The organism is Streptomyces sp. ST2-7A, assembly GCF_021390475.1.
Taxonomy (GTDB): Bacteria; Actinomycetota; Actinomycetes; order Streptomycetales; family Streptomycetaceae; genus Streptomyces.
Genome location: NZ_JAJUWS010000004.1, coordinates 162,338 through 186,835 on the forward strand (window position 1 = coordinate 162,338; position 24,498 = coordinate 186,835).

The 24,498-nt window shown below is 72.3% G+C and carries 26 protein-coding genes; 23 read left to right on the forward strand and 3 right to left on the reverse strand.

The genetic code is table 11. The features are described 5' to 3' along the window. Positions 1 to 62 precede the first annotated feature (62 nt). The 18 genes from LZF96_RS04155 to LZF96_RS04240 all read left to right on the forward strand — a co-directional run bounded on the left by LZF96_RS04155 (position 63) and on the right by LZF96_RS04240 (position 18,175). Positions 63 to 1,454, forward strand: coding sequence for an aminotransferase class III-fold pyridoxal phosphate-dependent enzyme (locus LZF96_RS04155; RefSeq protein ID WP_233865701.1), 1,392 nt, complete (start codon positions 63 to 65; stop codon positions 1,452 to 1,454). Continuing rightward, complete coding sequence (locus LZF96_RS04160; RefSeq protein WP_233865703.1) at positions 1,451 to 1,924, forward strand: thioesterase family protein; 474 nt, start codon at positions 1,451 to 1,453, stop codon at positions 1,922 to 1,924. The genes LZF96_RS04155 and LZF96_RS04160 overlap by 4 nt, the downstream gene beginning before the upstream one ends. Continuing rightward, the gene (locus tag LZF96_RS04165; RefSeq protein ID WP_233865705.1) at positions 1,893 to 2,435 is read left to right on the forward strand and encodes a 3-hydroxyacyl-ACP dehydratase FabZ family protein; all 543 of its coding nucleotides are present in this window, start codon (positions 1,893 to 1,895) and stop codon (positions 2,433 to 2,435) included. The genes LZF96_RS04160 and LZF96_RS04165 overlap by 32 nt, the downstream gene beginning before the upstream one ends. Continuing rightward, the gene (locus tag LZF96_RS04170) at positions 2,432 to 4,198 is read left to right on the forward strand and encodes a beta-ketoacyl synthase N-terminal-like domain-containing protein (protein ID WP_233865706.1); all 1,767 of its coding nucleotides are present in this window, start codon (positions 2,432 to 2,434) and stop codon (positions 4,196 to 4,198) included. The genes LZF96_RS04165 and LZF96_RS04170 overlap by 4 nt, the downstream gene beginning before the upstream one ends. A gap of 13 nt (positions 4,199 to 4,211) precedes the next feature. Beyond that, the gene (locus LZF96_RS04175) at positions 4,212 to 5,612 is read left to right on the forward strand and encodes a class I adenylate-forming enzyme family protein (RefSeq protein WP_233865707.1); all 1,401 of its coding nucleotides are present in this window, start codon (positions 4,212 to 4,214) and stop codon (positions 5,610 to 5,612) included. Continuing rightward, positions 5,609 to 6,400, forward strand: a complete 792-nt coding sequence (locus LZF96_RS04180) for a thioesterase II family protein (protein ID WP_233865708.1) — start codon at positions 5,609 to 5,611, stop codon at positions 6,398 to 6,400. The genes LZF96_RS04175 and LZF96_RS04180 overlap by 4 nt, the downstream gene beginning before the upstream one ends. Beyond that, positions 6,394 to 7,350, forward strand: coding sequence for a DMT family transporter (locus LZF96_RS04185; protein WP_233865709.1), 957 nt, complete (start codon positions 6,394 to 6,396; stop codon positions 7,348 to 7,350). Before LZF96_RS04180 ends, LZF96_RS04185 begins: the two co-directional genes overlap by 7 nt. Positions 7,351 to 7,394: 44 nt before the next feature. Continuing rightward, positions 7,395 to 8,405, forward strand: a complete 1,011-nt coding sequence (locus tag LZF96_RS04190; RefSeq protein ID WP_233865710.1) for an ornithine cyclodeaminase family protein — start codon at positions 7,395 to 7,397, stop codon at positions 8,403 to 8,405. Beyond that, positions 8,402 to 9,580, forward strand: coding sequence for an FAD-binding oxidoreductase (locus tag LZF96_RS04195; RefSeq protein ID WP_233865711.1), 1,179 nt, complete (start codon positions 8,402 to 8,404; stop codon positions 9,578 to 9,580). Before LZF96_RS04190 ends, LZF96_RS04195 begins: the two co-directional genes overlap by 4 nt. A gap of 84 nt (positions 9,581 to 9,664) precedes the next feature. Continuing rightward, complete coding sequence (locus LZF96_RS04200) at positions 9,665 to 10,747, forward strand: saccharopine dehydrogenase (protein WP_233865712.1); 1,083 nt, start codon at positions 9,665 to 9,667, stop codon at positions 10,745 to 10,747. Between the two features lie 19 nt (positions 10,748 to 10,766). Then, a complete protein-coding gene (locus LZF96_RS04205; RefSeq protein WP_233865780.1) occupies positions 10,767 to 11,918 on the forward strand; it encodes a saccharopine dehydrogenase family protein in 1,152 nt (383 codons plus the stop codon). A gap of 130 nt (positions 11,919 to 12,048) precedes the next feature. Further along, positions 12,049 to 12,525, forward strand: a complete 477-nt coding sequence (locus tag LZF96_RS04210) for a YbaK/EbsC family protein (protein WP_233865714.1) — start codon at positions 12,049 to 12,051, stop codon at positions 12,523 to 12,525. A gap of 499 nt (positions 12,526 to 13,024) precedes the next feature. Then, the gene (locus tag LZF96_RS04215; RefSeq protein ID WP_233865716.1) at positions 13,025 to 13,849 is read left to right on the forward strand and encodes a HipA family kinase; all 825 of its coding nucleotides are present in this window, start codon (positions 13,025 to 13,027) and stop codon (positions 13,847 to 13,849) included. After that, positions 13,846 to 14,307, forward strand: a complete 462-nt coding sequence (locus LZF96_RS04220) for a DUF3037 domain-containing protein (RefSeq protein ID WP_233865718.1) — start codon at positions 13,846 to 13,848, stop codon at positions 14,305 to 14,307. The genes LZF96_RS04215 and LZF96_RS04220 overlap by 4 nt, the downstream gene beginning before the upstream one ends. A gap of 240 nt (positions 14,308 to 14,547) precedes the next feature. Then, positions 14,548 to 15,309 carry a 3-oxoacyl-ACP reductase FabG gene (gene fabG, locus LZF96_RS04225; RefSeq protein ID WP_233865720.1) on the forward strand — a complete coding sequence of 254 codons (762 nt, stop codon included), beginning with the start codon at positions 14,548 to 14,550 and terminating at the stop codon, positions 15,307 to 15,309. A 13-nt stretch (positions 15,310 to 15,322) separates the two neighbouring features. Beyond that, entirely contained in the window at positions 15,323 to 16,126 is an 804-nt protein-coding gene (locus LZF96_RS04230) for an SDR family oxidoreductase (protein ID WP_233865722.1), read from the forward strand. Positions 16,127 to 16,298: 172 nt separating this feature from the next. Beyond that, positions 16,299 to 16,976, forward strand: a complete 678-nt coding sequence (gene ung, locus LZF96_RS04235) for a uracil-DNA glycosylase (RefSeq protein WP_308294143.1) — start codon at positions 16,299 to 16,301, stop codon at positions 16,974 to 16,976. Positions 16,977 to 17,212: 236 nt separating this feature from the next. Beyond that, positions 17,213 to 18,175, forward strand: a complete 963-nt coding sequence (locus LZF96_RS04240; protein WP_233865724.1) for a Gfo/Idh/MocA family protein — start codon at positions 17,213 to 17,215, stop codon at positions 18,173 to 18,175. A 53-nt stretch (positions 18,176 to 18,228) separates the two neighbouring features. Here LZF96_RS04240 and LZF96_RS04245 read toward each other — a convergent pair whose 3' ends face one another. After that, positions 18,229 to 19,110 (reverse strand): undecaprenyl-diphosphate phosphatase, encoded by an 882-nt coding sequence (locus LZF96_RS04245; protein ID WP_233865725.1) that lies wholly within the window; start codon positions 19,108 to 19,110, stop codon positions 18,229 to 18,231. 76 nt (positions 19,111 to 19,186) lie between these two features. Further along, entirely contained in the window at positions 19,187 to 20,014 is an 828-nt protein-coding gene (locus tag LZF96_RS04250; RefSeq protein WP_233865726.1) for a TVP38/TMEM64 family protein, read from the reverse strand. 231 nt (positions 20,015 to 20,245) lie between these two features. Here LZF96_RS04250 and LZF96_RS04255 point away from each other — a divergent pair, with 231 nt between their 5' ends. From LZF96_RS04255 to LZF96_RS04270, 4 genes are all read left to right on the forward strand, one after another. Further along, entirely contained in the window at positions 20,246 to 21,094 is an 849-nt protein-coding gene (locus tag LZF96_RS04255; RefSeq protein WP_233865727.1) for a spermidine synthase, read from the forward strand. 91 nt (positions 21,095 to 21,185) lie between these two features. Continuing rightward, positions 21,186 to 21,689 carry a DUF4442 domain-containing protein gene (locus LZF96_RS04260; protein ID WP_233865728.1) on the forward strand — a complete coding sequence of 168 codons (504 nt, stop codon included), beginning with the start codon at positions 21,186 to 21,188 and terminating at the stop codon, positions 21,687 to 21,689. Positions 21,690 to 21,770: 81 nt separating this feature from the next. Beyond that, complete coding sequence (locus LZF96_RS04265) at positions 21,771 to 22,502, forward strand: DedA family protein (RefSeq protein ID WP_233865729.1); 732 nt, start codon at positions 21,771 to 21,773, stop codon at positions 22,500 to 22,502. Between the two features lie 32 nt (positions 22,503 to 22,534). After that, on the forward strand, positions 22,535 to 23,404 hold the full coding sequence (locus LZF96_RS04270) for an acyltransferase (RefSeq protein WP_233865782.1): 870 nt from the start codon (positions 22,535 to 22,537) through the stop codon (positions 23,402 to 23,404). Here the strand turns inward: LZF96_RS04270 and LZF96_RS04275 are convergent. Then, a complete protein-coding gene (locus LZF96_RS04275) occupies positions 23,361 to 23,777 on the reverse strand; it encodes a CoA-binding protein (RefSeq protein ID WP_233865783.1) in 417 nt (138 codons plus the stop codon). The two genes, LZF96_RS04270 and LZF96_RS04275, sit on opposite strands and share 44 nt — an antisense overlap. Positions 23,778 to 23,880: 103 nt before the next feature. Between LZF96_RS04275 and LZF96_RS04280 the strand changes: the two genes are divergently transcribed. Next, positions 23,881 to 24,492 (forward strand): YigZ family protein, encoded by a 612-nt coding sequence (locus tag LZF96_RS04280; protein WP_233865730.1) that lies wholly within the window; start codon positions 23,881 to 23,883, stop codon positions 24,490 to 24,492. Positions 24,493 to 24,498 lie beyond the last annotated feature (6 nt).

Genomic DNA, 24,498 nt, shown 5'->3' on the forward strand with positions numbered 1-24,498 from the left:
CCTCCGCCGTACACGTGCACGGAAACGATCGACTCATCGCATCGTCAGAGACGGAGACACCGTTGTCCACGCCAGTCGGCACCCGGCTCACCGAGTCCGAACTCGATCGGCTCCGGCGAAGTCAGTCCATGCACTACAACCACTACGGCCGCCCGCCCCTGCCGTTCGCCTGCCTGGGCGCCCGGGGAGTCGAGCTGAAGGCGGTGGAGCTCGCCGGGCCCCGAAGCGGCGAAATCTTCACCCTCTTCGACGCCGGCGGCGGTTACGGGAGCGCCTGCCTGGGCGCCGGCCACGACAGTGTGCGGCGTTCCCTGCAGCGGGCCGTCACCGACACCGGGTACGTGACCGACGAGATCGCGTCCCGCGAACGGGCGGCCCTGCTGGACCAGCTGTTCGGGGCCGAGGGATTGTGGACCGACCACTTCCCCGGTGACGCCTACCACGTCGCGGGCCGAAACTCCGGCTCCGAGGGACTGGAACTGGCACTCCGGCTGGTCCTCGAATCGCGGTTCGACCCCAGGCGTCTGCGCCATCGCCCCGGGCGCGAGAAGCGGGACACCATCCTGGCGTTCGAGGGCGCCTGGCACGGCTGGACCCATGGCCTGCTGCCGTTCCTCAACCGCCGGCACTACCGGGTGGGTCTGCCGGGCCCCGTCGCGGACCACGACTACGGCCTGCGAGTGGAACACATCCCGTTCGGCGACGAGGGCGCGCTGGAGGAGTACTTCGCAGCCAACTCCGAGCGGCTGCTCGCCGTCTTCGTCGAACCCGTCCAGGGCGACGCCGGAATCCTGCTGCCCCCGCCCGGGTACCTGCGCCGCCTGTCGGGGAGGTGCGGGGACAACGACACCTGGCTGGTCGCCGACGAGGTGCTGACCTTCGCGAAGACCGGCCGCTGGTTCGGCATGCACGACGTGGAGGGACCGGTCCCCACCGACATCACGGTGATCGGCAAGAGCCTGGGAATGGGCGCGCTGTCGACCTCCATGGTCATCGCCCGCCGTGAGCTGCGGGCCCGTGCCACCGGCACCATCTCCACCTCCGACCTGCGTCCGCTGACCTGCGCCGTGATGCGCGACGGCATCGACCACCTGGTGAGCGAGGGCCTGCTCAAGCACTCCGCGGAACTGGGCGCACGGCTGGCCGACCGGCTGCGGTCCGGGCTCGTCGGGCGCTTCCCCGAGATCTACACGCACACGCGGGGCCTCGGCGTCATGCACGGCGTGGAGTTGTCCGAGACCGCATCGGCCCAACTGGACCTCCTGCGCACCCACCTGATCTCGGCCGGAGTGTACGTCGAGTTCATGGCCGGGGCCGGAAAGCGCTCCCACGGTCTGCGCTACGTGTACCCGACGATGCGGATAGCTCCGCCGTTGATCACCGGCGAGGCGCAGGCGGACGAGATCGTCGACCGGCTGGGCGAGGGCACCCGGCGCTTCCAGGAGACGCTGTGACCTCGGCGGACGCCCCGGCTACCGCCATCGGTACGGTACGGCGCCGGATCGAGCACGTCGACACCGACGCCTCCGGGGTCGTCCACTTCTCCCGATACGTCTCCCTCCTGGAGACCTTCGTACTCGACCACTTCGAGGAACACGGCGCGGGTCTGGCCCGTATCGCCGAACTCGGCGCCGACCTCGCCGTCACCGAGCTCACGGTGCGCTACCGCAGGCCGGGCGCCTACCGGGACCCGATCGCCGGGGAGGTCGTCGTGGAGCACGTCGGGGCCGCCCGCATCCGGGTGGCCGCCAGTCTGCTGCGGGAGGAGACGGACGGATCACGCACCGAACTCGCCTCCGGAACCCTCACCTTCGCAGCCGTCCACCCGGGGACCGGCACCCCGGTGCCGCTGCCTCCGGCTGTCCGTCACACTCTGAAAGGGATCGTCCCCCATGCAGCTCGACACGACATCGCAGCACTCTGAACGTACGGCGGCGGCAACGCCCCCGGCGCAGGAGCCGCAGCAGGGTGCCGACCGGCAGATCGGCTTCTCGGAGCTCAAGAAGTGGCTGCGCCACCGCCACCCGATGATCTACATCGACCGGATCACCGACCACGAGCCCGGGGTCTTCCTCAAGAGCCTGCTGTCGGTCTCCGGGAACCTCGACGCCATCGCAGGACACTTCCCGGAACGGGCGATCTACCCGGGGAGCCACCTGATGCAGGCTTTCGCGCAGTCCGGGATCATCCTCTACCAGATGAGCACCAGCCCGCTGGCCGACGACGAGCTGACGCTGATCGGTTCCGTCAAGTCGCGGTTCACCAGGCCCGTCGTCCCCGGCGACCAAGTGATCTTCGATGTCCGAGCCGACCGGCTGGTCGGCGCCACGTTCTTCTTCTCGTGCCAGGCGACCGTCGACGGCCTGACGGTCGCCGCCTTCCGCGGAACGCTGACCCGCAGGAAGGCCGCGGACCTCGGCCGTCAGCTGTGGTGAGTGCCGGGCCCGAGGTCGTCGTCACCGGCATGGCCTGGGCGACTCCGCTGGGCGACGGCCTCCAGGAAGTGTGGCAGCAGCTCTGCTCGGGCGCGACGGGTGTCGTCGACCAACCGTCGCCGCACCGGCTGCGTACGGAACGTGCTGCCGTCGTGCCCTCCCCGGCCTACCGCCCCGGAGGTCGGGAGGCATGGGACCGGCAGGTCGCCCTCGCGGTGCGCACCATGGCCGCGGCCTTGCGGGACGCGGGCGTGGCGGCGGACGACGGGCGGTTGACCCTCGTTCCGGGCACCAGCTTCGACGCCCGCATCGATTGCGAGGATCCCCAGGAGGGCTGGGCCGTGGCGGCGGCCCGCCAACTCGGCCACCGGAGGCGGCCGTTGGTGGTCACCACCGCCTGCTCGGCCGGGGCCGACAGCCTGTTGCTCGCCCGGGCACTGCTCCGCGAGGGCGACGGCGAGGGAATCTTCCTGGCGGGCGGGGCGGACGTACTGACCGAGGCCAAGCGGCTCGGTCATTCCGCACTCGGCACGATGAGTCCCACCGGGCTGCGCGCCTTCGACGTGGCGCACGACGGCATGACCCTCGGTGAGGGCGCGGGCTTCCTGGTGTTGGAAGGCGCTGTCGCGGCCCGCCGCCGGGGCGCCCGGGTGTACGCGACGCTGAGCGGCGCGGGTTCGGCCAATGACGCCTCCGGGCTGACCGCACCGGACCCGTCCGGGCGCACCGTGACCGCCGCGGTGCAGCGGGCCCTCGCCGGGTCGGGCAGCGGGCCCGGCGACGTGGCCGTGATCTGCGCGCACGGCACCGGCACCCCGCTCAACGACGAGGTCGAAGCCGCCACCGTACAGCGGCTGTTCGGCGGCGTCCGGACCGGGCCCGCCGCCGTGGTCTTCGGAACCAAGGGGGCGCTCGGCCACAGTCTCGGCGCCACCGGGGCGATCGAGGCGGTGGCCACCGTGCTCGCCCTCCAGGAGGGACACGTACCTCCCCTCCACGGGCTCTCCTCCCCGCTGCCGGGGCTGTCGCTGCGGCTGCCCCGCGCGGGGCCGGAGAAGACGCACGGAACACAAGGCATCAGCCTCACCCTGGGTTTCGGCGGATTCAACACCTGTCTGCTGTTCGACTCCGGGCCGCTCGTCGGGATCGACGCGCCCACCGCGGTGCCTTCCGGGTCCGGCAGCCGCACATCGGCCCTGCCGCTCGCCGTCGCCGGGCACGCGACCCTGTCCGTCGCCGACCCCGCGTCCTGCACGCGCAACAAACCGTCCTTCTACGCCGACCCGATCGCCTGGCTGATCGTCTCCGCGGCCGAAGAGGCGCTCGTCCCCTGCCGGGAGGAGGTACTGGCGGATCCCGACGAGGTCGCCGTCCTGCTCACCAACGACGGCCGGGCTCTGCCCACGCACCTCAGGATCGCCCGGGACGCGGCGCGCGGCCGGGTCTCGCCACTGCGGTTCGCGGGCTCCAACCCCGGCATCCTGGCCGGACTCACCTGCCTCACCCTCGGTCTGCGGGGCCCGTCCCTGGTCCTGGAGGCGGACCCCGACGACGCCGCGGACGTCGCGACGGCGCTGGCCGGGCACTGGCTGCACGCCGGCCGGGCGAGGTACGTGCTGTGGGCCGCGTACCGGCAGCACGGCGCCTCGTGCACGGCGACCTGCGTGGTGCTCCGTGCCGGAACCCCCGACGACGACGCTGCCGAGTTCGTCCGAAAACTGTTCACCGACCCGCCGACCGCCGACGCGGTACAGCGGCCATGAAGGGACACCACGGATGTCTGTCACGGATGACCTCCTGTTGGAACACCGGCGGGTCACCGAGTTCCTGGACCGCTCCTCCGAGCCCGACGCGGCCGACGGCCCCGAGCCGACGCTGGACGACACCCTGGCCGCGTTGGCCGCGCTGGGTCTGCCTCCCGGCAGCGCCGTGCTGCTGGCGCTCTCCAACTCCCTGCACATGCTGCGCCTCTACCTGTCCGTCCTGCTCCTGGGGCTGGTGCCGCTCGCCATCGCCCCGGCGACCCCCTCGGCGCGCATCCGCAGGCTGGCCCGGCAACTGGATGTCCGGGCGCTGATCGCCGCCCGGCCCGACCCGCAACGCTACGGCGTCCCGCGCGCCCACCCGGTCCCGGGCGGTGCGGCCGTCCTGCTGAACGAGGCGAGCGGCCCGCCCCCGTACCGGGCAGGAGACGTGCTGATGTCGACCTCCGGGACGTCCGGGGCCGCCGGCGCCTGCCTGCACCGGGCCTCGTCCCTGCTGCGCAACGCGGAGCGGCACGCCGGGGCCGTGGGGATGCACGCGGGCGACACCGTCCTCGTCAACCTGCCCCTGTACTACTCGTACGCGATGGTCGCGCAGGTGCTGGCCGCGTACGGGTGCGGCGCCGGGGTGGTGGTGTCCGGGCCGCCCTTCTCCCCGGCCGGGTACCTCAAACAGATCGCGGACCACGGGGTGACCCACTCCTCCATCACGCCGACGATCGTCCGGCGGCTCCTTGAAGAACCCACGGGAGCGCCGTCGGGCGTCCGGGCGCTCACCGTCGGCGGCGATCACGTACCGCCGGAGCAGGTGGCCCGGCTGCTGGCGGGTCGTCCCGGCGGCGAGCTGTACCTCACCTACGGGCTGACCGAGGCGGGGCCCCGGGTGTCCACCCTCGCCGCGCACGCGGAACCCCCGTACCGGTACGCCTCCGTGGGGCTGCCGTTGCCCGGGGTCCGGGTCTGGCTGCGCGAGCAGCCCGGTGAGGAGGGCACCGGTGAGCTCATGGTCGCCAGCGACACGGCGCTCGTGCGCAAGATCTCCGACGCACCGGGAGTCGGACGGACGCCGACCGCCCCGGGGGTCGTCGCGACCGGTGACGTCTTCCGCATCGAGGACGGCTACCTCTTCTTCCGGGGCCGCCGGTCGGACTTCGTGATGATCCGGGGCGAGAAGGTCTCCCTCAGCTCCGTCCGCCAGACCGCGCTGACCCTGCCCGGTGTGGTGCGCTGTGTGACAAAGGTGGGCACAGGGGACGACGGAGAGTCCTTCCTGGAGGTGGAGTTGGAGGTGGCCGATCCGCAACCCGACGCGGCGCAGACCATGCGGCGGACCCTCAACTCCGTCCTCCTGCCGTTGGAGCGCCCCCGTACCGTCACGGTGACCGAGGCCGACCGGGAGAGCTTCCACAAGTGACCGCGCCGTCCGTCCCCCGCACCGCACCGCCCCGCCGGGACGCGGTGCTCCGGCTGTTCTGCGTACCGCACGCCGGAGGTTCGGCCCGTGTCTTCCGGGACTGGCAGCGGTACGCTCCGCCCGGCATCGAGGTGGTCCCGGCGGGACGAGGCACACGGGCGGGAGCGTCCGCCGCACGGTCGGTACGGGAAATCGCCCGCGACTTCGCCGCGACGGTGCGCGCCACGGTCGGGCGGAACCCGTACGTCCTGCTCGGGCACAGCATGGGCAGCCTGATCGCGTACGAGGTGGCTGCCGCAGCGGGGTCGAAGGACCTGCCGGCGCCGGCACTGCTGGTGGTGTCCGGGCGCAACCCGCCGCACCGCCCGCCCGCCTGGACGCATCGGGTCCTCGGCCTCACCGACGGCGAACTGCTCGCCGAGCTCCGGGCCCTCGGGAGCGTGCCGCCCGGGCTGAGTCCTTCGATCGCCGCGCACTTCTTCCTGCCCGCCTTCCGCGCCGACCTGCGGATGGCCCACACCTACCTGCCCGCGCAACAGCTCCGGTGCACGGTGGCGCCCCTGCTCGTACTGGCAGGCCGTCAGGACCCCTTGACGGACGACGCCGTGCTGCCGCAGTGGGGGCGGTACTCCGACGAAGGCTGCACCGTTGCCCACCACGACGGCGGTCATTTCGCCCTGTACGAAAGGGTTCCCTGGCTGATGGGGCTCATCGGCGCGCAATTGCGGCGGGCCGAACCGGGACCGCCCGGACGCTCGTCCGTCGGAAAAGAAGGTCACGGATGTTGAAGGGCTACCTGCTCATCGGGCTCTCCGCCACCGGCTTCGGGCTCATGCCCGTCTTCGCCACGTTCGCCTACCGTGACGGGCTGACCCTCGCCACGCTGCTCTTCCTCCGCTTCGCCCTCGCAGCGGCGGTCTTCCTCCCCTACGCGATCCGCCACGCGCGCCGCGCCGGCCCCCCGAAGCGGGCGGACCTGCTGCGGCTGGTCGTGCTGGGCGGTGTCCTGTACACGGCACAGTCGACGCTGTACTTCTCGTCCGTCAAACACATCTCGCCCGCGCTGGCTGCCCTGTTGTTGTACGTGTACCCGGCCCTGGTGGCCACCGTGTCCGCCGTCATCGGCCGGGACAGGCCCTCGGCAGCCATCGTCGGCTCGATGCTGGCGTCCTTCGCCGGAGTGTCACTCGTGCTGGGCCGCATCGGGGCGGACCTGAACATCGTGGGCGTCCTGCAGGTGCTCGGCGCCGCCGGGGTCTACACCGCCTACATCCTGTACGGCGACCGGGTGAGCGGCAGTGTGCACCCCGTGGTGATGACGGCCTGCGTCTCGGCGGCCGCGGCGGTCTCCTTCCTGCTGTACGGGGCGGCCACGGGCGACCTGAGGCTCGACTTCGCGTTCCGGGGCTGGCTCTGGGTGCTCGCCCTGGCCCTGATCTCCACGGTCGTGGCGATTCTCTGCTTCTTCCTCGGGATGACCCTGATCGGTCCGACGCGCGCGTCGATCGGCAGCATGCTGGAGCCCGTGGTGAGTATCGTCGCCAGCGCGGCGCTGCTGAGCAGCGGGTTGACGTGGCTGCAACTCCTGGGGGCCGCCCTGGTCCTGACCGGTGCCACCGCCGGCGTCCTCTCCCGCCGCCCCTCGTCCCCGGGCGCGCAGCCCACGCCACCACCGCAGCTCTCACGGGACCACGACGTCACGCCACCACGCTCCGGGCAGCCACCCCCGCGCCGCTGATCGGCCGCCACTCGTCCCTCCCCCGAGGAGAACCAGGAGACCCCATGTCCACACCTCCGCTCTTCTGTTCGGCCGAGGAGGTCGCGACGCTGCTGGGAATGGACGAGGCCATCGCCTCCCAGCGTCGCGCGTTCACCACCCTCGCCCACGGCACGGCCGACCTGCCGCCGAAGGTCATGCATCCGAGCCGCTTCGACGACAGCGTGATGTTCTGTTACGTGTCCCGCCTCTCCGCGGACACCGGCGCGGTCGCCAAGTTCGGCGGCGTCCACCCCGCCAACCGGCTACACGGCCTGCCCAGCGTGAACGCGGTCGTCGTCGTTCTCGACCCCGGGACCGGGACCGTCGTCGCGGTGCTGGACGGCACCGCGGTGACGACCCTGCGCACCGCCGCGGCGAGTGCGGTGGCCGTCGACGCGCTCGCGCTTTCGGACGCGGACGAGCTGGGACTGCTCGGCTCGGGCACCCAGGCGCTGGCCCACGCCCGTGCTGTCGCACGGGTACGGCCGCTGCGTGCGGTACGCGTATGGAGTCCCACCGGGAAGCACCGCGTCCTGGCCGCCGAGCGCATCGCCGCCGAACTCGGGGTGCGGGCCGACGCGGTGGACAGCGCGCGGGAGGCGGTGAACGGCGTGCCCGTGGTCGCTACCTGCACCCTCAGCCGTGAGCCGGTCCTGCGCGGACGCTGGCTGTCGCCGGGCGCCACGGTGGTGGGCGTCGGCTCGTTCGAACCCGACCGGCACGAGGTGGACGCGCACGCCCTGCAACGGGCCGCCGCAGTCGTCGTGGACGATCCGCAGACCGCCGCCGGACACGCGGGTCCCGTGGTCGCCGCGATCGGCAGCGGCGACCTCGGGCCCGGTGACCTCGTGCCTCTCGGGCAGGTACTGATCGGGCAACGGACGGCGCGCTCCTTCGAGCAGGACATCGTCCTGTACTTCAGCGTGGGCCTCGGCCTCCAGGACGCGGCGGCGGCCTGGGCCGTCGTCGACGCAGCCAGAGCCGCGGACGCACGACCGTCGCCTGCGGACGAGCGACCGGCGGCCGCGCGATGAGCGGGCGCGGGGCCCGGCCGGGCGGCTTCCTGCCGGGCCGGGCGTCGGTCGTCGTCATCGGCGGCGGAGTGATGGGCACCAGCATCGCCTACCACCTCGCCCGGGCCGGTGTGCGCGACGTGGTGCTCATCGAGCGGGACCAACTGGCCTGCGGCTCCACGTCCAAGGCCGCAGGGGGAGTCCGGGCGCAGTTCTCCGACGCACTGAACATCCAGCTCGGTGCCCGGAGTCTGGAGGCATTCGGCCGCTTCGGCGAGGAACCGGGGTACGACATCGGGCTGCACCGGGTGGGGTACCTCTTCCTCCTGTCGACATCCCGACAGGTGGCCTCCTTCGAGGCCGGTGTGCGGTTGCAGAACGGTCTGGGCGTGCCCAGCCGCATGATCGACGCGGCCGAGGCGCAGCGGCTGTCCCCGCTGATCAGCACCGATGGGCTGCTGGCCGCCGCATTCTCCCCGGACGACGGGCACTGCACCCCCGAAGCGGTGGTGCACGGTTACGCCGATGCCGCACGCCGGCACGGTGTGGTGATCGTCCGGCGGTGCGCGGCCACCGGCATCGAGACGAAGGGCTCGGCCATCACGGCGGTCCTCACCTCCCGGGGGAGGATCGCCACGTCCGATGTCATCTGCACGGCCGGCGCCTGGTCGGCCGAGGTCGGCGCCATGGCGGGCGTGGAACTGCCCGTGCAGCCGCTGCGCCGTCAGATCGCCGTCACCGGGGCGGTGCCGGGGATGCCGTCCGACGTGCCCATGACGATCGACTTCGACAGCAGCTTCTACTTCCACGGGGAGGGCCCCGGCGTAATGCTGGGCATGTCCGACCCCGAGGAGACGCCGGGCTTCCGCACCACGGTCTCCGACGCGTGGCTGCCCCGACTGCACACCGCGATGAGCCGGCGTACCCCCGCCCTGCTGGAGGCGCGCGTCACCGGCGGCTGGGCCGGACTGTACGAGACCACCCCCGACCACAACGCGCTGATCGGCGAGGCCTGCGGACCCACGCGCTTCCTGTACGCCACCGGGTTCTCCGGGCACGGCTTCCTCCAGGCGCCCGCGGTGGGCGAGGTGATCCGTGACCTGTACCTCGGCCGGGAGCCTTTCGTCGACGTGTCCCCGTTGCGGGCCGAGCGTTTCGCCGTTCAGGAGACACGCCCGGAAGCCAATCTCGTGTAAGTGGAACCCGGAACGCCCGGGCGTCCGTGCCACCGAAGCACTCGTCGCGACCGGCACCGAAACCGACAGGAGCGGCCGACCGCCATGACCGATGTTCCGCAGCTCTGGATGCGCCGTGAGACCCGCCCCCACGAGCGGCGCGCCCCGATCACCCCGGAGGACTCCCGTCGGCTCATCGCCGCCGGTGTCCCCGTGACCGTCGAGGACTGCCCGCAGCGGGTGTTCCCGCTGTCGGCCTACCTGGATGCCGGATGCCGGCCCGCCGAACCGGACGCCTGGACCGGCGCGCCGCGCGACACGGTCGTCGTCGGCCTGAAGGAACTCCTCGACGAGCCGGCCGAGTTGGTCCATCGCCATGTCATGTTCGGCCACGCCTACAAGGGGCAGCCGGGTGCCGCACGACTGCTGGACCGGTTCGCGGCGGGCGGCGGCGTGCTGCTCGACCTCGAAGAACTCACCGACGCCCCGGGGCGCCGCCTGGCCGCCTTCGGCTACTGGGCCGGATACGCCGGAACCGCCCTCGCGGTCCTGCACGCCCGGGGCGGGCTCACCTCACCCCTCGCCCCCACCACGCGGGCCGCACTGGACGCTTCCCTGGAACGGAGCGCCGACGAGGCGGAGTTCAGGGCTCTGGTCCTCGGAGCACTTGGCCGCTGCGGGCGCGGCGCGTGCGACGCGCTGACCGCCGCCGGCATCGACCCGGTCCGCTGGGACCTGGCCGAGACCCGCGACCTCGACCGACCGGCCCTGCTCGCCCACGACCTGCTGGTCAACGCCGTACTCAGCACGGTGCCGGCCACCCCCTTCCTCACCCCGCGCGACATCGACGCCCCGCACCGCAGGCTCGCCACCGTCTGCGATGTGACGTGCGACGTCGGATCGGAGTGCAACATGTTGCCGATCTACGACGCGGTGACCACCTGGGAGCAGCCCGTACGCAGACTGCTCGATACGCCACCGCTCGACCTGATCGCCCTGGACAACCTCCCCTCGCTGCTGCCCGAGGAAGCCAGTACGGACTTCTCGGCGGCGCTGCTGCCCCAACTGCTCGCTCTCGCTCACGGCCGCAACGACCCGGCCTCCCCGTGGGGCCGTTGTGCGGCCCGCTTCCACACGGCACTACTGACGGACATCGACCGCACCTCGGGAAGGACCGGACGTGACTGATGTGACCGACGTGACTGGCGTGACCGACGTGATCGCCCCCACCGGCACCGTGCACTGGATGGGCGCCGGCCTCTCCACGGGCAGCGGCCTCGCGGCCGTCCTCCGGACGGCACCGCAGGTACGGCTCTGGCACCGCAGCGTCGACCGCGCCGAGAAGGCTCTGGACCGGCTCGGGCTGTCCGGGCGCGTCGCCCCTCGGGCCTTCACCCCCGAAGCGCTGAGCGCCGAACTGGCTCCCGGCGACATCGTGGTCTCCATGCTGCCCGCCTCCGAACACGACGCGCTGCTGCACGCGTGCGTCGGCCGCCGGGCCCATTTCGCCTGTAGCAGCTACGCCTCCGATACCATGCGCGAACTCGCCCCGGCCGCCGCCGCGAACGGCACCGTGATCCTCGCGGAGGCCGGTCTCGACCCGGGCATCGACCATCTCTTCGCCCACAGCCTGATCGGCCGGGCCGGGGAACGGTGGGGCGACGCTCCCGCACGGGTCCGCTTCACGTCCTACTGCGGGGGAGTACCGGCCGTTCCCAACGCCTTCCGCTACCGCTTCAACTGGGCGCCCCGGGGCGTTCTGGGAGCACTGCGCACGCCCGCCCGTTACGTGGCGGACGGCGCCCGGCTCACTGCCGCGAGGCCGTGGGAGGTCGCCGTCACGCAGACGGTCGGCGGCGAGACCTTCGAGATGTACCCCAATCGCGACAGCGTGCCCTTCATCGCTCAGTACGGGCTGCCCCCGCAGTGGAGTGTGGACACGTTCGTCCGGGGCACGCTGCGCCTGGGCGGCTGGCTCAACGCCTGGGAACCGGTCTTCGCCGAACTGCGCCGCGGCGACGACACACGGATCGCCTCCCTGGCCGACGAGTTGGCGGCACGCCACCCCACCACCGACAGTGACCGCGACCGCGTGGTCCTGAGGGTCTCCCTCGACGTGCGCAGCGATGCCGGGGACGCCTGGGAGGGCCACTACCTCCTCGACACCGTCGGCGACGCCGCCGAGAGCGCCATGGCCCGCTGCGTCTCCCGGCCGCTGGCCGACGGGGTGGAACAGATCCTGCACGGCCTCCTACCGGTGGGTCTGACCTGTGCGGCCCGCGGAGCCGACGAGTCCGAACAGATCCTCGCCCGCCTCGCCGGACAGGGCATCGACTTCACCCGTCACCTCCCCGACTGAGCACCCTCCTGTACGGCAGTCGTGCTATATCCATGCGGTACGACCGACCGTCCAGAGGTACGACGAGCGGCGGATCACCCGTACGCGTCGCACCGTCGACAGGGGCGCACCGCCCCATGGAGGCATGTTCATGCACACGGCAGTCCAGCGGGTTCGCGAGGTTCTGGCCGAGCACGGCGCCCCGGTCAGCACCGTGGAACTGCCCGACCCCGCCCCGACAGCCGCCGCGGCGGCAGCCCAACTGGGCTGCGCCGTGGGCGCCGTCGCCAACAGCATCGTCTTCCGCGTCGACGGCACGCCGCTCCTGGTCGTCACCAGCGGCGGACACCGCGTCGACACCCGTCTCCTGGCCGGTCTCTGCGGCGTGGCCCATCGCAGGGTCCGGCGGGCCGACCCCGATTACGTCCTCGAGGTCACCGGCCAGCGCGTCGGCGGCGTCGCCCCGATCGGCCACCCCGCCCCCCTGCCGACACTGATCGACGAGCATCTTTACGCGTACCCGGACATCTGGGCGGGAGCGGGACTCGCGCACACCGTGTTCCGGACGACCTGTGCGGACCTGGTCCGCCTGACCGGGGCCGGGACGGCGAGGGTGGCCGGTGACTGACGGGTTTCGCTCCAGCTGCCACCAGATGGGCGACCTGGTCACCACCTGTTCCGAGGTTTCGCCGTAGTTGCAACCGACCCGGGAACGTTCTCGCCGGCTGTCGGGGCGGACACCGATCTATTCGTGAGCCTTGGATCGTCTGGTGCCAGTCCGCTCGAACCGATGGCAAATACGCCGAAAAGGCGTATCGCTGGCCCAACCAAACACCCACTTGCGCCTCGACCGTGTCGGAGGCGGGGAGTCCGTGGTGACTGTCGCGCGATGGCTCGGACACTCCTCATCCGCTGTCACGCCGGGTTACTGTGTTCACTTCATGCCGGAAGCCGGAAGCAAGGGACGCAACGTCATCGACGGACTGCTCGACCAGCAGGGAGGACGGCGGCCCGGCGGTGACTCCCGGATTCTCCCCGGGACGGTTTCCCGGCGATCGTCCGGAGGCCGCGCCCGTGACGTGAACCATGGATTGCAAGGACGAAGAGTCGGACAGCCTGGGAAAGTGATGAGAAGACTGGCGGCCACCCGCTATGTGACGCCCCTGCGGGAGGGCGGTTCGCTGCCCGGCATCGTCGAGGCCGAGGATCTGGGCACGTACGTGATGAAATTCCACGGTGCCGGTCAGGGACGACGCACCCTGGTGGCCGAGGTCGTCTCCGGAGAGCTCGCCCGGCGACTGGGACTACGGGTTCCGGAGTTGGTCCTCCTGCGACTCGATCCGGTCATCGGCCGCGCCGAACCGGACGAGGAGGTGCAACACCTGCTGCGTACCAGCGAGGGGTTGAACCTCGGCATGGACTTCCTTCCCGGTTCCATCGGGTTCGACCCCCTCGCCTACGCCGTGGATCCGGTGGAGGCCGGCCGGGTGGTGTGGTTCGACGCGCTGGTGCGCAATGTGGACCGCTCCTGGCGCAACCCCAACCTCCTGGTCTGGCACGGTGATCTGTGGCTCATCGACCACGGCGCGAGCCTGGTGTGGCAGCACAACTGGGCCGGTGCGGCGGACGCCGCACCGCGACCCCACGATGCCTCCGACCACGCCCTGGCGCCGGCCGGTCCGGACCCGGTGGCGGCCGGGGCGGAGTTGGAACCACTGATCACGGAGGACCTGTTGCGCGAAGTGGTGGCCGAGGTCCCCGACGAGTGGCTGGAGGGCGAGCCCGGCTTTCCCGACGCGGAGGCGGTCCGGGCGGCGCATGTGGGGGTCCTGCTCCGTCGCGCCCGGGGGCTGGCGGAGCGCATCGTCATCGACGCCCCGACCCCCGACGGACCGAGCCGCGCACCCGGTTGGCTGACCGGCGGCTTCCCGATCGCGGGAGCGGGCCGATGACCCTCCGGGCCGACGCCCCCACCGGAGAGGCGGCCGATGCCCCGCGCGAGGTCTTCGACTACGCCCTGCTGCGGGTGGTTCCCCGGCCCGAGCGGGGCGAATCCATCAACGCCGGGGTGCTGCTGTGGTGCCGGGGTCGCTCCTGGTTGGGGGCCCGGGTGCACCTGGACGAGAAACGTCTGCTCGCCCTGGACCCCGGCGCGGACGTGGTCGGGGTGCGCGCGGCTCTGCACGCGGCGGAGTCGCTGTGCCGGGGCGGGACCGCCGCCGGGCAGGCGGCGGCGGAGGACCCGGGCCGTCGCTTTCGTTGGTTGACCGCCCCGCGCAGCACGGTGGTGCGGCCGGGACCCGTCCACAGCGGGCTGACCCGGGACCCGGAGGCGGAGTTGGAACGCCTCCTGTGCCTGCTGGTGCACCCGGTGACCCGGCCGGGGGAGAGCGTCCGGCACGGGGGTTGACCGGCGTCCCCCTCCGCCGGCGGTGCCCCGGGCGGGGGAGCGCCGGCTCCCCGACCCGGGTCCGGAGGGGGCGGCTCCGTGCTGTGCCCCGCCTCACCCGTGTGGACGTTGACAGCCGCCGGCCGGGCCTCTAGCGTCACAGACGCACAAGACTAAGCGGTTGCTCATTTCGGGGACCCGTCGTCGGTCGACAGCGATCGCCGGGGCTCCCCGCTTCACTCGACGGCGAGGGGAACCATCATGTCCACCACCGTTCAGCGCGTCGCCATCGTGACCGGAGGGGCCCGGGGTATCGGCGCCGCCACCGCCGTGCGACTGGCCCGGGAGGGCCGTGCCGTCGCGGTCCTCGATCTGGACGAGGCCGCCTGCAAGGACACCGTCGACCGCGTCACCGCGGACGGCGGCACCGCCCTGGCCGTGGGCTGCGACGTCTCCGACACCGAACAGGTCTCCGCCGCCGTGGGCCGTGTCGCGGCCGAACTCGGCCCGCCCGTGGTCCTGGTCAACAATGCGGGAGTACTGCGCGACAACCTGCTGTTCAAGATGAGCGATGATGACTGGGACACCGTCATGAACGTGCACCTGCGCGGTGCCTTCCTGATGTCCAGGGCCTGCCAGAAGCACATGGTCGACGCCGGTTTCGGCCGTGTCGTCAACCTCTCCTCCAGTTCCGCGCTGGGTAACCGGGGCCAAGCCAACTACGCCACCGCCAAGGCCGGTCTGCAGGGCCTCACCAAGACCCTCGCCAAGGAACTCGGCAAGTTCGGCATCACCGCCAACGCCGTCGCCCCCGGCTTCATCGTCACCGACATGACCGCGCAGACCGCGGCCCGGGTCGGGATGGACTTCGAGGACTTCCAGAAGGCCGCCGCCGACCGCATCCCGGTGCAGCGGGTGGGCCGTCCGGAGGACATCGCCAACGCCGTCGCCTTCTTCACCGGCGAGGACGCGGGCTTCGTCTCCGGCCAGGTGCTGTACGTGGCCGGCGGCCCGCTCAACTGAGGGAGACGAGTCGATGACCGACGCATCCACCCCGGGGACAACACCTTCCCCGGCCCCCGCCGGCCCGCCGGCCGACGCCGGCCGGGTGGCCCTGGTGACCGGCGGCAGCCGCGGTATCGGCCTGGGTATCGCCCGGGCCCTGGTCGCACGCGGGGACCGGGTCTGCATCACCGGTCGCACCGAGGAGTCGTTGCGCGAGGCGGTGAAGGAACTCGGCACCGACCGTGCGATGTACGTGGTCGGCAAGGCGCACGACGGGGACCACCGGGCCGAGGCGGTCGAACGGGTGATCGCCGAGTACGGCCGCCTGGACCACCTGGTGAACAACGCCGGTACCAACCCGGTCTTCGGCGGCCTCGCGGACCTCGATCTCGACGTGGTCCGCAAGATCTACGAGACCAACGTCGTCTCCGCCCTCGGGTTCGCCCAACGGGTCCGGGCCGCGTGGCAGGGCGAGCACGGCGGCACCATTGTCAACGTCGCCTCGGTGGCGGGCCTCAACTCCTCGCCCTTCGTGGGCGCGTACGGGATGAGCAAGGCCGCGATGATCAACCTCACCCAGCAGTTGGCCCACGAGTTCGCTCCCTTGGTGCGGGTCAACGCGGTGGCCCCCGCCGTGGTGCGCACCCGCTTCGCCGCGGCGCTGTACGAGGGGCGTGAGGAACAGGTGATCTCCCGCTACCCGCTGGGCCGGTTGGGCACCCCCGAGGACATCGGTGGCGCGGTCGCCTTCCTCACCTCCCCGGACTCGGCCTGGATGACCGGGCAGACCCTGTTGATGGACGGAGGGCTGTTCCTCAACGCCGGGGTCTCCTGACCCCGGCCCGCCCCACCCGTTCCCTCGCGCCTTCAACTCCTTTCAACGGGTTTTCGGCGCCTCTCACCACCCTTCGAGACCCCGCGCGGCACCGCCTGTCGGTGCCGCGCGGTACGTTGCCCATGATCGTCGCTCATCCCGAACGGCGAGGCGCGCATCGGAGGTTGGATCCGTGATCGACACGCTGCCCGGCGACTGGCAGGCCGTCATGGGCGAGGAGTTGCGGCAGCCCTACTTCAAGGAGCTGACCGCCTTCGTGGAGGCCGAGCGGGCCGCGGGCCCCGTCTACCCCCCGCCGGATCAGGTCTTCGCCGCCCTGGAGGCCACCCCGTACGAGGACGTCAGGGTGGTCGTTCTCGGGCAGGACCCCTACCACGGGGAGGGGCAGGGACACGGCCTGGCCTTCTCCGTCCGCCCCGGGGTCCGCGTTCCGCCCTCCCTGCGCAACATCTACAAGGAACTGCACGCGGATCTCGGCGTCCCCGTCCCCACCATGGGATACCTGATGCCCTGGGCCCGACAGGGCGTCCTGCTGCTCAACACCGCCCTCACCGTCCGTGCCGGTGAGGCCAACTCCCACCGGGGACGCGGCTGGGAGCGCTTCACCGACGCCGCCATCCGGGCGATCTCCGACCGGGAGCGTCCGGTGGTCTTCGTGCTGTGGGGGGCGCGGGCGCAGAAGAAGATCCCGCTCATCGACACCGACCGTCACACCGTGGTCACCGGTGCCCACCCCTCTCCGCTGTCCGCCCGCAAGTTCCTGGGCTCGCGTCCCTTCGGCGCGATCGACGCCGCGCTCGCCCGGCACGGACTGCCCCCCATCGACTGGCGGATCCCCGACCCCGCGTGAGCGGCACGTCCCACCAAGGCGTTCCCGCGGGCGGACCGGCCGTTGCCCGCGGGCCCGCGGCGTGCACGACCCCGACGCGCCCATCGGCGGGCCTCCCGTCGCGGCGGGAGGCCCGCGTATGCTGCCGCACACGGCCCCATCCCGATCCCCCCGGCCCGCGCGTTCCCGCCCCGGCCGGGCCGGTGGCCCACCGGGTGCGGGCCGCCGGACCACCCCACACCCACCGAGGGAGCCCCGTGAGGATCGGCGTGATCGGCCTGGGCGACATCGCCCGCAAGGCGTACCTCCCCGTGCTCACCGCCCTGCCCGGCTGCGAACCCCACCTGCACACCCGCAGCGCCACCACCCTGGAACGGATCGGCGACGCCCATCGGGTGCCCCCCGCCCACCGCCACACCGGGCTGGACTCGCTGTTGGACGCCGGACTCGACGCGGCCTTCGTCCATGCCCCCACCGAAACCCACCCGGCCCTGGTGACCGCCCTGCTGCGGGCGGACGTGCCGGTGTACGTCGACAAGCCGCTCGCCTACGACCTGGCCGAGGCCCAACGGGTCGCCACGCTGGCGGAGGAACGCGGCATCGGTCTCGCGGTCGGTTTCAACCGCCGCCACGCGCCCGCCTACGCCCAGTGCCTGGAGCACCCCCGCGACCTCATCGTGCTCCAGAAGCACCGCGTCGGTCTGCCGGAGGACCCCCGTCGCCTGGTGTACGACGACTTCATCCACGTCGTGGACACCCTGCGCTTCCTGGCACCCGGCCCGATCGACCGGGTGACGGTCGACGGCGTGGTGCGCGAAGGACTGCTCCACCAGGTGGTGCTGCACCTCTCCGGGGACGGCTTCACCGCCCTCGGCACCATGAACCGTCGCTCGGGCTCGGCCGAGGAGATCCTGGAGGTCTCCGGCCAGGACACCAAGCGGGAGGTCCGCAATCTGGCCGAGGTCATCGATCACAAGGGCCAACCGAGCCTGCGGCGTCGCGGGGACTGGGTCCCCCCGGCCCGTCAACGCGGCATCGAACAGGCGGTCCAGGCGTTTCTGCACGACGTGCGCTCGGGGCGCCGGTGCGACATCGCGGACGCCCTGCGCACACATGAGCTGTGCGAGCGGGTGCTGGACGGCCTGCGGGAGTCGACCGGGGAATTCGACGGGGCCGGTCCGGTTTCGGGGTCCGCCGGATCGTTCGCGGAGAAGAGCTGAACGGAGGGGCCCGGACCGTCCTCCCGGCATCCCGGTGAGGGGCCGGGCCCGGTTCAGCCGCCGAACTCCTGACCGGCCAGCGGGTCCAACACCCCCATCCACACCAGCACCAGGATGAGGATGCCGACGACGATGCGGTACCAGACGAAGGGAGCGAAACTGCGGGTACTGACCCAGTGCATGAACCAGGCGATGATCGCGTAGCCCACGAAGAAGGCCACCACGGTGGCGAAGATCGTCGGTCCCCAGGAGACGTGGGCCGACTCGTTCCCGATCTCCCCCAGCTCGTAGAGCCCGGACCCGAAGACGGCGGGGATCGCCAGCAGGAAGGAGTACCGCGCGGCGGCGGCGCGGGTGTACCCCAGGAACAGGCCACCTGTGATGGTGGTGCCCGAGCGCGACATGCCGGGAATCAGGGCCAGTGCCTGCCACAGGCCGAAGACGATGCCGTCGCGCAGGTTCAGGTCCTCGATCGTCTTGCGCGGCTTGGCCGCCCGGTGCCGGCCGCCCTGCTCGGCCTGCGTGGCCATCCGGTCGGCCACGGCCAGCGCGATGCCCAGCACGATGAAGCTGAGCGCGATCAGTCGCAGATCACGGAAGGGGCCCTGGATGGCGTCCTTCAGCAGGATCCCGAGCACACCGATCGGGATCGATCCCAGGATCACCAACCACCCCATGCGGGCGTTGAGGTCCTGCCGCAGTTCGGGGGTCCACAGGGAACGGGTCCAGGTGGAGACGATGTTCCAGATGTCCTTGCGGAAGTAGATGAGGATCGCCAGTTCGGTGCCGATCTGGGTGACGGCGGTGAAGGCCGCCCCGGGATCCTCCCAGCCGGCCGCCACGGCGACGAGCCGCAGGTGCGCGCTGGAGGAGATCGGAAGGAACTCGGTGAGCCCCTGGACGAGCCCGAGAACAAGTGATTCGAACCAAGACATGGCGCTGCGTGCTCGTCCCTCGGTGATGTCGGTGGTATCGGTGGTATCGGTGGTGTCAAGGATGATCGTCGGTGGATCAGGTCGAAATGGTAGGGCCATCCGATGGAAGGCCCGGCTCGAGGGTCGGGTTCCGGATGCTCCCACCCGTCGCCCCACCCGTCGTTCGTCCCCTTCCGGGGCGTCGCCCGCGCCGGGTGATGACGACGGAGGCCGCCCAGGCGAGGGCGATGATTCCAACAGCGGTGAGGAAAACGGGAGATGAGGGTTGATCGGCCCTGCTCGCGGCCACACAGTACGCGGTCGTCAGCGGAATCGTGCCCACCGTGGTCGCGGTCAGGAAGGTGGCCGGTCCGATGCGTCCGAAGGCCGCCGCCGCGGTGACCCCGGGAAACGGCATCATCGGGATCAGTCGCGCCACGACCACCGCGGTGAACCCCCGCCTCCCCGTCCACCGGTCGGCGGCGCACACCAGTGAGGGCGGTAGCCGACGACGCACCCCGGCCCGTCCCCAACGCCGCAGCGCGGTGAAGCCGATCGCCGCACCCAGGACCGTGCCGACCACCGCTGCCAGGGTGCCGACCACTGCTCCCAGGACTCCGCCCGCCACCAGGTTCATCAGCGGGCGCGGCACCATCAACGCGGTGAGCAGGGCGTATCCGAGGACGAAGAACACCGGTACCCACGGCGCGGGCACCGCTTCGAGGAACTCGGCGACCCCCGCCGCCGTCACCGTCTCCGATCCCGCGCCGAACAGGGCGAAAGCCCCCGCGACGGCCGCGGGCACGCCCACCAGGGCCAGCGCCACGAGCCCGGCGGTCCACCACCGGGCGGCGGCCGAGGGGCCCGTCCCGGCCGGATCGGGGGACGGCTCGTGGTCGCCGGGTATCGGGGGGTCGCGGAACATCGACCGAGCCTAGCCGATGGGCCCGTGCCGCCCCCCGGCCGGGCGGGAGGCGGCGAGGAGGGGCACACTGGGTCGGTGTCCCGAGCAGAACACCCTTCACCCGTTTCGCCCGCTTCCGCCTCCCCGCCCTTCCGGGTACCTCCCAACGCCCGGGGACACGTGGATCCCGAGGGGGTCGGAGCCGCCTCCCCGGCGCACGTCCCCGGGGCGCGGGCGACGGGGGACGGGAAGGTGGAAACGGAGCCCCTCCCGGTGGTGGTCACGGTCGACTCCGGTGTCGCCCGACTGCTGCCGGACCTCGACCGTCGCCGGGCCCGGCTGCTGACCCTGGACGGCGCCCCGCAGTCCTGGGTGGACCCCGACGATCCCGAACGACTGGAATTCGAATACGTTCGGCACATCGCCGCCCTGCTGACGACCGCGATGCCGGGGGAGGGTCCGGTGGACGCCCTCCACCTGGGCGGGGGGGCGCTGACCCTCCCGCGGTGGCTGCAGCACCTGCGGCCGGGTTCCCGACAACTGGTGGTCGAGCACGACGCGGCACTGGCCGCGCTGGTGGTCGAGCACCTGCCGCTGCCGGCGGGCGCGCCCATCCGGATCCGGGTCGCCGACGCCCGCGACGCGCTGGAGGAGGTGCCGGAGGACGGCGTGGACGTGGTGGTGGCCGACGTGTGGGCGGGCAACCGGATTCCCGCCCGGTGCACCACCATCGGATTCGCCCGGGCCGCGGCCCGGGCCGTGCGGCCGGCCGGCCTGCACGTCGCGAACCTGGCCGACGCCGCCCCCCTCGACTTCGCACGGTCCCAGTTGGCGGCCCTGCGCGAGGTTTTCGCCCACGTGTACGTGATCACCGAGCCGTCCGTTCTGCGGGGGCGGAGGTACGGAAACCTGGTGGTGGCCGCCTCGCACCGTCCGTTGGATCCGCGGGAGCCCACCCGACGGGTCGCCGCCGACCCCTTCCCGGCACGGTTGGTGCTCGGGGACGAGGTCGATCGACTGATCGGGGACGCCCGCCCGCCGTCCGAGGAGGAGGCGGCGCCCTCGCCGGCCCCCCCACCCGGCACCTTCCGGTTGCGCTGAGGGGATCGCGCCGGGCGGAGGTGTGCCGGGTAACCCGTTCGAGGCGGGGACGCCCCTCCCCGAACGAGTTACCCATTGGTAATATCCTGGCATGACTCGACCTCGGCCTTCAGTAGGCGAACAATTGATCGAGGCCGTCCCCCTGGCACGCACCCTCGGCCTCGAGGTGACAGAGGTGGGCCCCGGTCGTGCCGTCGTCGTACTGCCGGACCGACCCGCTCATCACAACCACCTCGGCGGTCCGCACGCCGGAGCCGCCTTCACCCTCGCGGAGACCGCGAGCGGCGCCGTCGTCCTCGCGGCCTTCGGCCGACTGCTGGACCGCGCCGTCCCGCTGGCCGTCCGCGCCGAGATCGCCTATCACAAGCTCGCCATGGGGGAACTCGTGGCCACCGCCGAGCTCGGACGCCCCGCCGCCGAGGTGGAGGCCGAACTCGAGGCGGGAACCCGCCCCGAGTTCCCCGTCCGCGTCACCATCCGCCGGGCCGACGGGGACACCACCGCCTCGATGACCGTCGTGTGGACGCTGCGACCCGGTGCGCCCCCGCCCGCCGCGGTGCCCGCCGAGGGGGGAGAAGCCGACGCCCCGGGATGAGCCGCGACATCGGTTAGGCTTCCGGCGTGCGCCGTCGGGCGCCACGCCGGTAAGCGGCACGGGACACGGGAGGACCGGCGGGTGGAGATCAACGCATGGCTGGCGACAATTCCGCCATTGGCGGTGTACACGCTGGTCACCGTCGTCATCCTGATCGAGATGCTCGGCGTCCCCCTACCCGGCGAGATCATTCTCGTCAGCGCGGCGCTGCTCGCCTCACAGGGTGTCGTCGACCCACTGTGGGTGGGGGTGTGCGCCACCGTCGGCGCCTGCGTCGGGGACTCCCTCGGCTACCTGATCGGACGCAAGGGGGGCAGACCCCTGTTCGCCCGTCTGGGGCGCAGATTCCCCCGCCACTTCTCGGAGACCAACATCGCCGCGGCCGAACGCGCCTTCCATCGCTGGGGCGCGTGGGCGGTCTTCTTCGGCCGCTTCATCGCCCTGCTGCGCATCTTCGCCGGCCCCCTCGCCGGGGTGCTGCGGATGCCCTACGGGAAGTTCCTCGCCGCGGACCTGCCCGGCGGGATCCTGTGGGCCGGCGGCACCACCGCGGTGATCTACTACCTCGGGGTGATCGCCCAGCAGTGGCTGCACCGCTTCTCCTGGGTCGGCCTGCTGATCGCGGTCCTCGCCGGGGCGCTGAGCACCTGGTACATCAAACGTCGCGCCGGCCGGGCCACCGCCCGGCTGATGGGGGCGGAGCCGGCCACCGATCCCGCCCCGACCCCGGGGGAGTCCGCCGACGAGACCACCGCGACGACCCCGGAGGGCGGATCCACCACGCGCTCTGCCCCCGTCGCCGTCACCGACTGACCACCCGTTCCCCCGTCGATCCGCGGGCCGTGGTGGACGCAAGGAGTTCCGTGCCCGTTCGTCCCCGGGCGGCGCTCGGTCGCCTCGCCTCCCGAACCCTGCACGCCGCGTGGCGCGGTCTGCAACGCGCCGGCGCGGTCACCGCCGACCGCCCCGGTCCGCACGCCTTCCGCCGCATCGGTCCCGGCACCCGCCTGGCGTTTCCCCAGGGCACGGTCTTCGGCACGCCCTGGATGGAACTGGGCGCGCACTGCGTGATCGCCCGGGACGTCACCCTGGCCGCCGGGATGCTCCCCGACCTCGACCTGGGCGAGGGCTCCCGGATCGTGCTGGGGGACGGTGTCGTCCTGGGACGCGGAACCCACGTGGTCGCCGACGCGCCCGTCACCATCGGTGACGACGTCCACATCGGTCCGCACTGCTACCTGACCTCGACCAACCACTCCTACGACGACCCGCACCGACCCGTCGGCCTGCAGTGGCCGCGCTCGGCGCCGGTCACCATAGGGGACGGCGCCTGGCTGGGCACCGGCTCGGTGATACTGCCCGGCGTCCGACTCGGTCGCAACGTCGTGGTGGCCGCCGGCTCCGTGGTGCGCGAGGACGTGCCCGACCACGCGGTGGTCGCCGGCACGCCGGCACGGATCGTGCGTCGCTGGGATCCCGAACACGGCTGGCGGCCACCCCTGCGCACCCCCGCCCCCGTGCCATTGCCCGAGGGGATCACCGCCGAGCAGTTGCGTCACCTGGCGGAGGCGGAGGCCGGCGGGGCCGGCCCGGAGCGGCTCCCCGGGCCGACCGACGGGCCGGCCGGCCGTGTCCCGGAGGACGGCTCCGTCCGGCGGCGAACCGGGGGCCTCAGGCCATCCGGCCGTACTCGATCGCCGGGCACCGGTCCATGACCATGGCCAGGCCGGCCTCCCGAACCCGCCGATAAGCCTCCGGGTCGATCACCCCGAGCTGGAACCACACCGCACGCGCGCCCACCGCGATCGCGTCGTCGGCCACGGCGCCGGCCGCCCCGGAACGGACGAAGACGTCCACCACGTCCACCGGGAACGGCACCTCCCGCAGCGAGGCCCACCCCTTCTCACCCAGTACCGTCTCCGCCCGCGGATGCACCGGTACCACCCGCTTGCCCATCCGCTGCAGCAGCGCCGCCACGCCGTGGGCGGCCCGCTCGCGGTTGTTCGACAACCCCACCACCGCCCAGGTGTCACCCGCGTCCCGCAGGATCGCGCGCACCGTCTCGTCGTCTCCGTACGTCTCGACCATGTCCACGGCAACCACCGCGTACACGCCCGCATTCCGCGCTGCCCGTGCCACTCCGACAGCCCCACCGCTCCGCCGGCCGGCGCCCGCCCGATACGCTGACCACATGCCGGACCGCTACCTGACCGTGCCCGGTGAGGGCGTCCACGAGGTCGAGATCAACCGGTCCCGCTTCCGCTGCGTGGTGGCCCCCGTCGCCGACGAGACCGCCGCCCGTGCCCTGATCGCGGACCTGCGTGCCGAGCACCCCACCGCGAGCCACACCTGCCACGCCTACGTGCTGGGCGCGGACGCCGCCGTCCGACGTTGCGACGACGACGGCGAACCGGCCGGCACCGCCGGCGCCCCCATGCTGCGGATGCTGCTCCACCGCGGGGTTCGCGACACCGCGGCCGTGGTCACCCGCTGGTTCGGCGGCACCAAGCTCGGCGCGGGCGGTCTGATCCGCGCCTACGGCGGCGTGGTGGGGGAGACCCTGGACCGGGTGGGCACCGTCGAACGCCGCCGCACCCGCACCCTCCGGGTCACCGTCGGCCACGACCGCGCCGGACGGTTGGAACACGACCTGCGCGCCGATGGGCTCGCCGTCCTCGACGTCCGGCACGCCTCCCGGGTCACCATCGACCTCGCCGTGCCGGAGGCCGAGCTGGAGGAGGTCGGCGCCCGCATCGCCGACGCCACCGCCGGCACCGCCCGCACCGAGACCCTCCCGGGCTGAGGACGA

What these genes read in the sequence shown, in the direction of transcription:
- LZF96_RS04165 (WP_233865705.1), top strand. Translation starts at nt 1,893, where the DNA reads ATGCAGCTCGACACGACATCGCAGCACTCTGAACGTACGGCGGCGGCA.
- LZF96_RS04175 (WP_233865707.1), top strand. Translation starts at nt 4,212, where the DNA reads ATGTCTGTCACGGATGACCTCCTGTTGGAACACCGGCGGGTCACCGAG.
- LZF96_RS04185 (WP_233865709.1), top strand. Translation starts at nt 6,394, where the DNA reads ATGTTGAAGGGCTACCTGCTCATCGGGCTCTCCGCCACCGGCTTCGGG.
- LZF96_RS04190 (WP_233865710.1), top strand. Translation starts at nt 7,395, where the DNA reads ATGTCCACACCTCCGCTCTTCTGTTCGGCCGAGGAGGTCGCGACGCTG.
- LZF96_RS04195 (WP_233865711.1), top strand. Translation starts at nt 8,402, where the DNA reads ATGAGCGGGCGCGGGGCCCGGCCGGGCGGCTTCCTGCCGGGCCGGGCG.
- LZF96_RS04200 (WP_233865712.1), top strand. Translation starts at nt 9,665, where the DNA reads ATGACCGATGTTCCGCAGCTCTGGATGCGCCGTGAGACCCGCCCCCAC.
- LZF96_RS04210 (WP_233865714.1), top strand. Translation starts at nt 12,049, where the DNA reads ATGCACACGGCAGTCCAGCGGGTTCGCGAGGTTCTGGCCGAGCACGGC.
- LZF96_RS04215 (WP_233865716.1), top strand. Translation starts at nt 13,025, where the DNA reads ATGAGAAGACTGGCGGCCACCCGCTATGTGACGCCCCTGCGGGAGGGC.
- LZF96_RS04220 (WP_233865718.1), top strand. Translation starts at nt 13,846, where the DNA reads ATGACCCTCCGGGCCGACGCCCCCACCGGAGAGGCGGCCGATGCCCCG.
- fabG (WP_233865720.1), top strand. Translation starts at nt 14,548, where the DNA reads ATGTCCACCACCGTTCAGCGCGTCGCCATCGTGACCGGAGGGGCCCGG.
- LZF96_RS04230 (WP_233865722.1), top strand. Translation starts at nt 15,323, where the DNA reads ATGACCGACGCATCCACCCCGGGGACAACACCTTCCCCGGCCCCCGCC.
- LZF96_RS04245 (WP_233865725.1), bottom strand. Translation starts at nt 19,110, where the DNA reads ATGTCTTGGTTCGAATCACTTGTTCTCGGGCTCGTCCAGGGGCTCACC.
- LZF96_RS04250 (WP_233865726.1), bottom strand. Translation starts at nt 20,014, where the DNA reads ATGTTCCGCGACCCCCCGATACCCGGCGACCACGAGCCGTCCCCCGAT.
- LZF96_RS04260 (WP_233865728.1), top strand. Translation starts at nt 21,186, where the DNA reads ATGACTCGACCTCGGCCTTCAGTAGGCGAACAATTGATCGAGGCCGTC.
- LZF96_RS04275 (WP_233865783.1), bottom strand. Translation starts at nt 23,777, where the DNA reads ATGGTCGAGACGTACGGAGACGACGAGACGGTGCGCGCGATCCTGCGG.
- LZF96_RS04280 (WP_233865730.1), top strand. Translation starts at nt 23,881, where the DNA reads ATGCCGGACCGCTACCTGACCGTGCCCGGTGAGGGCGTCCACGAGGTC.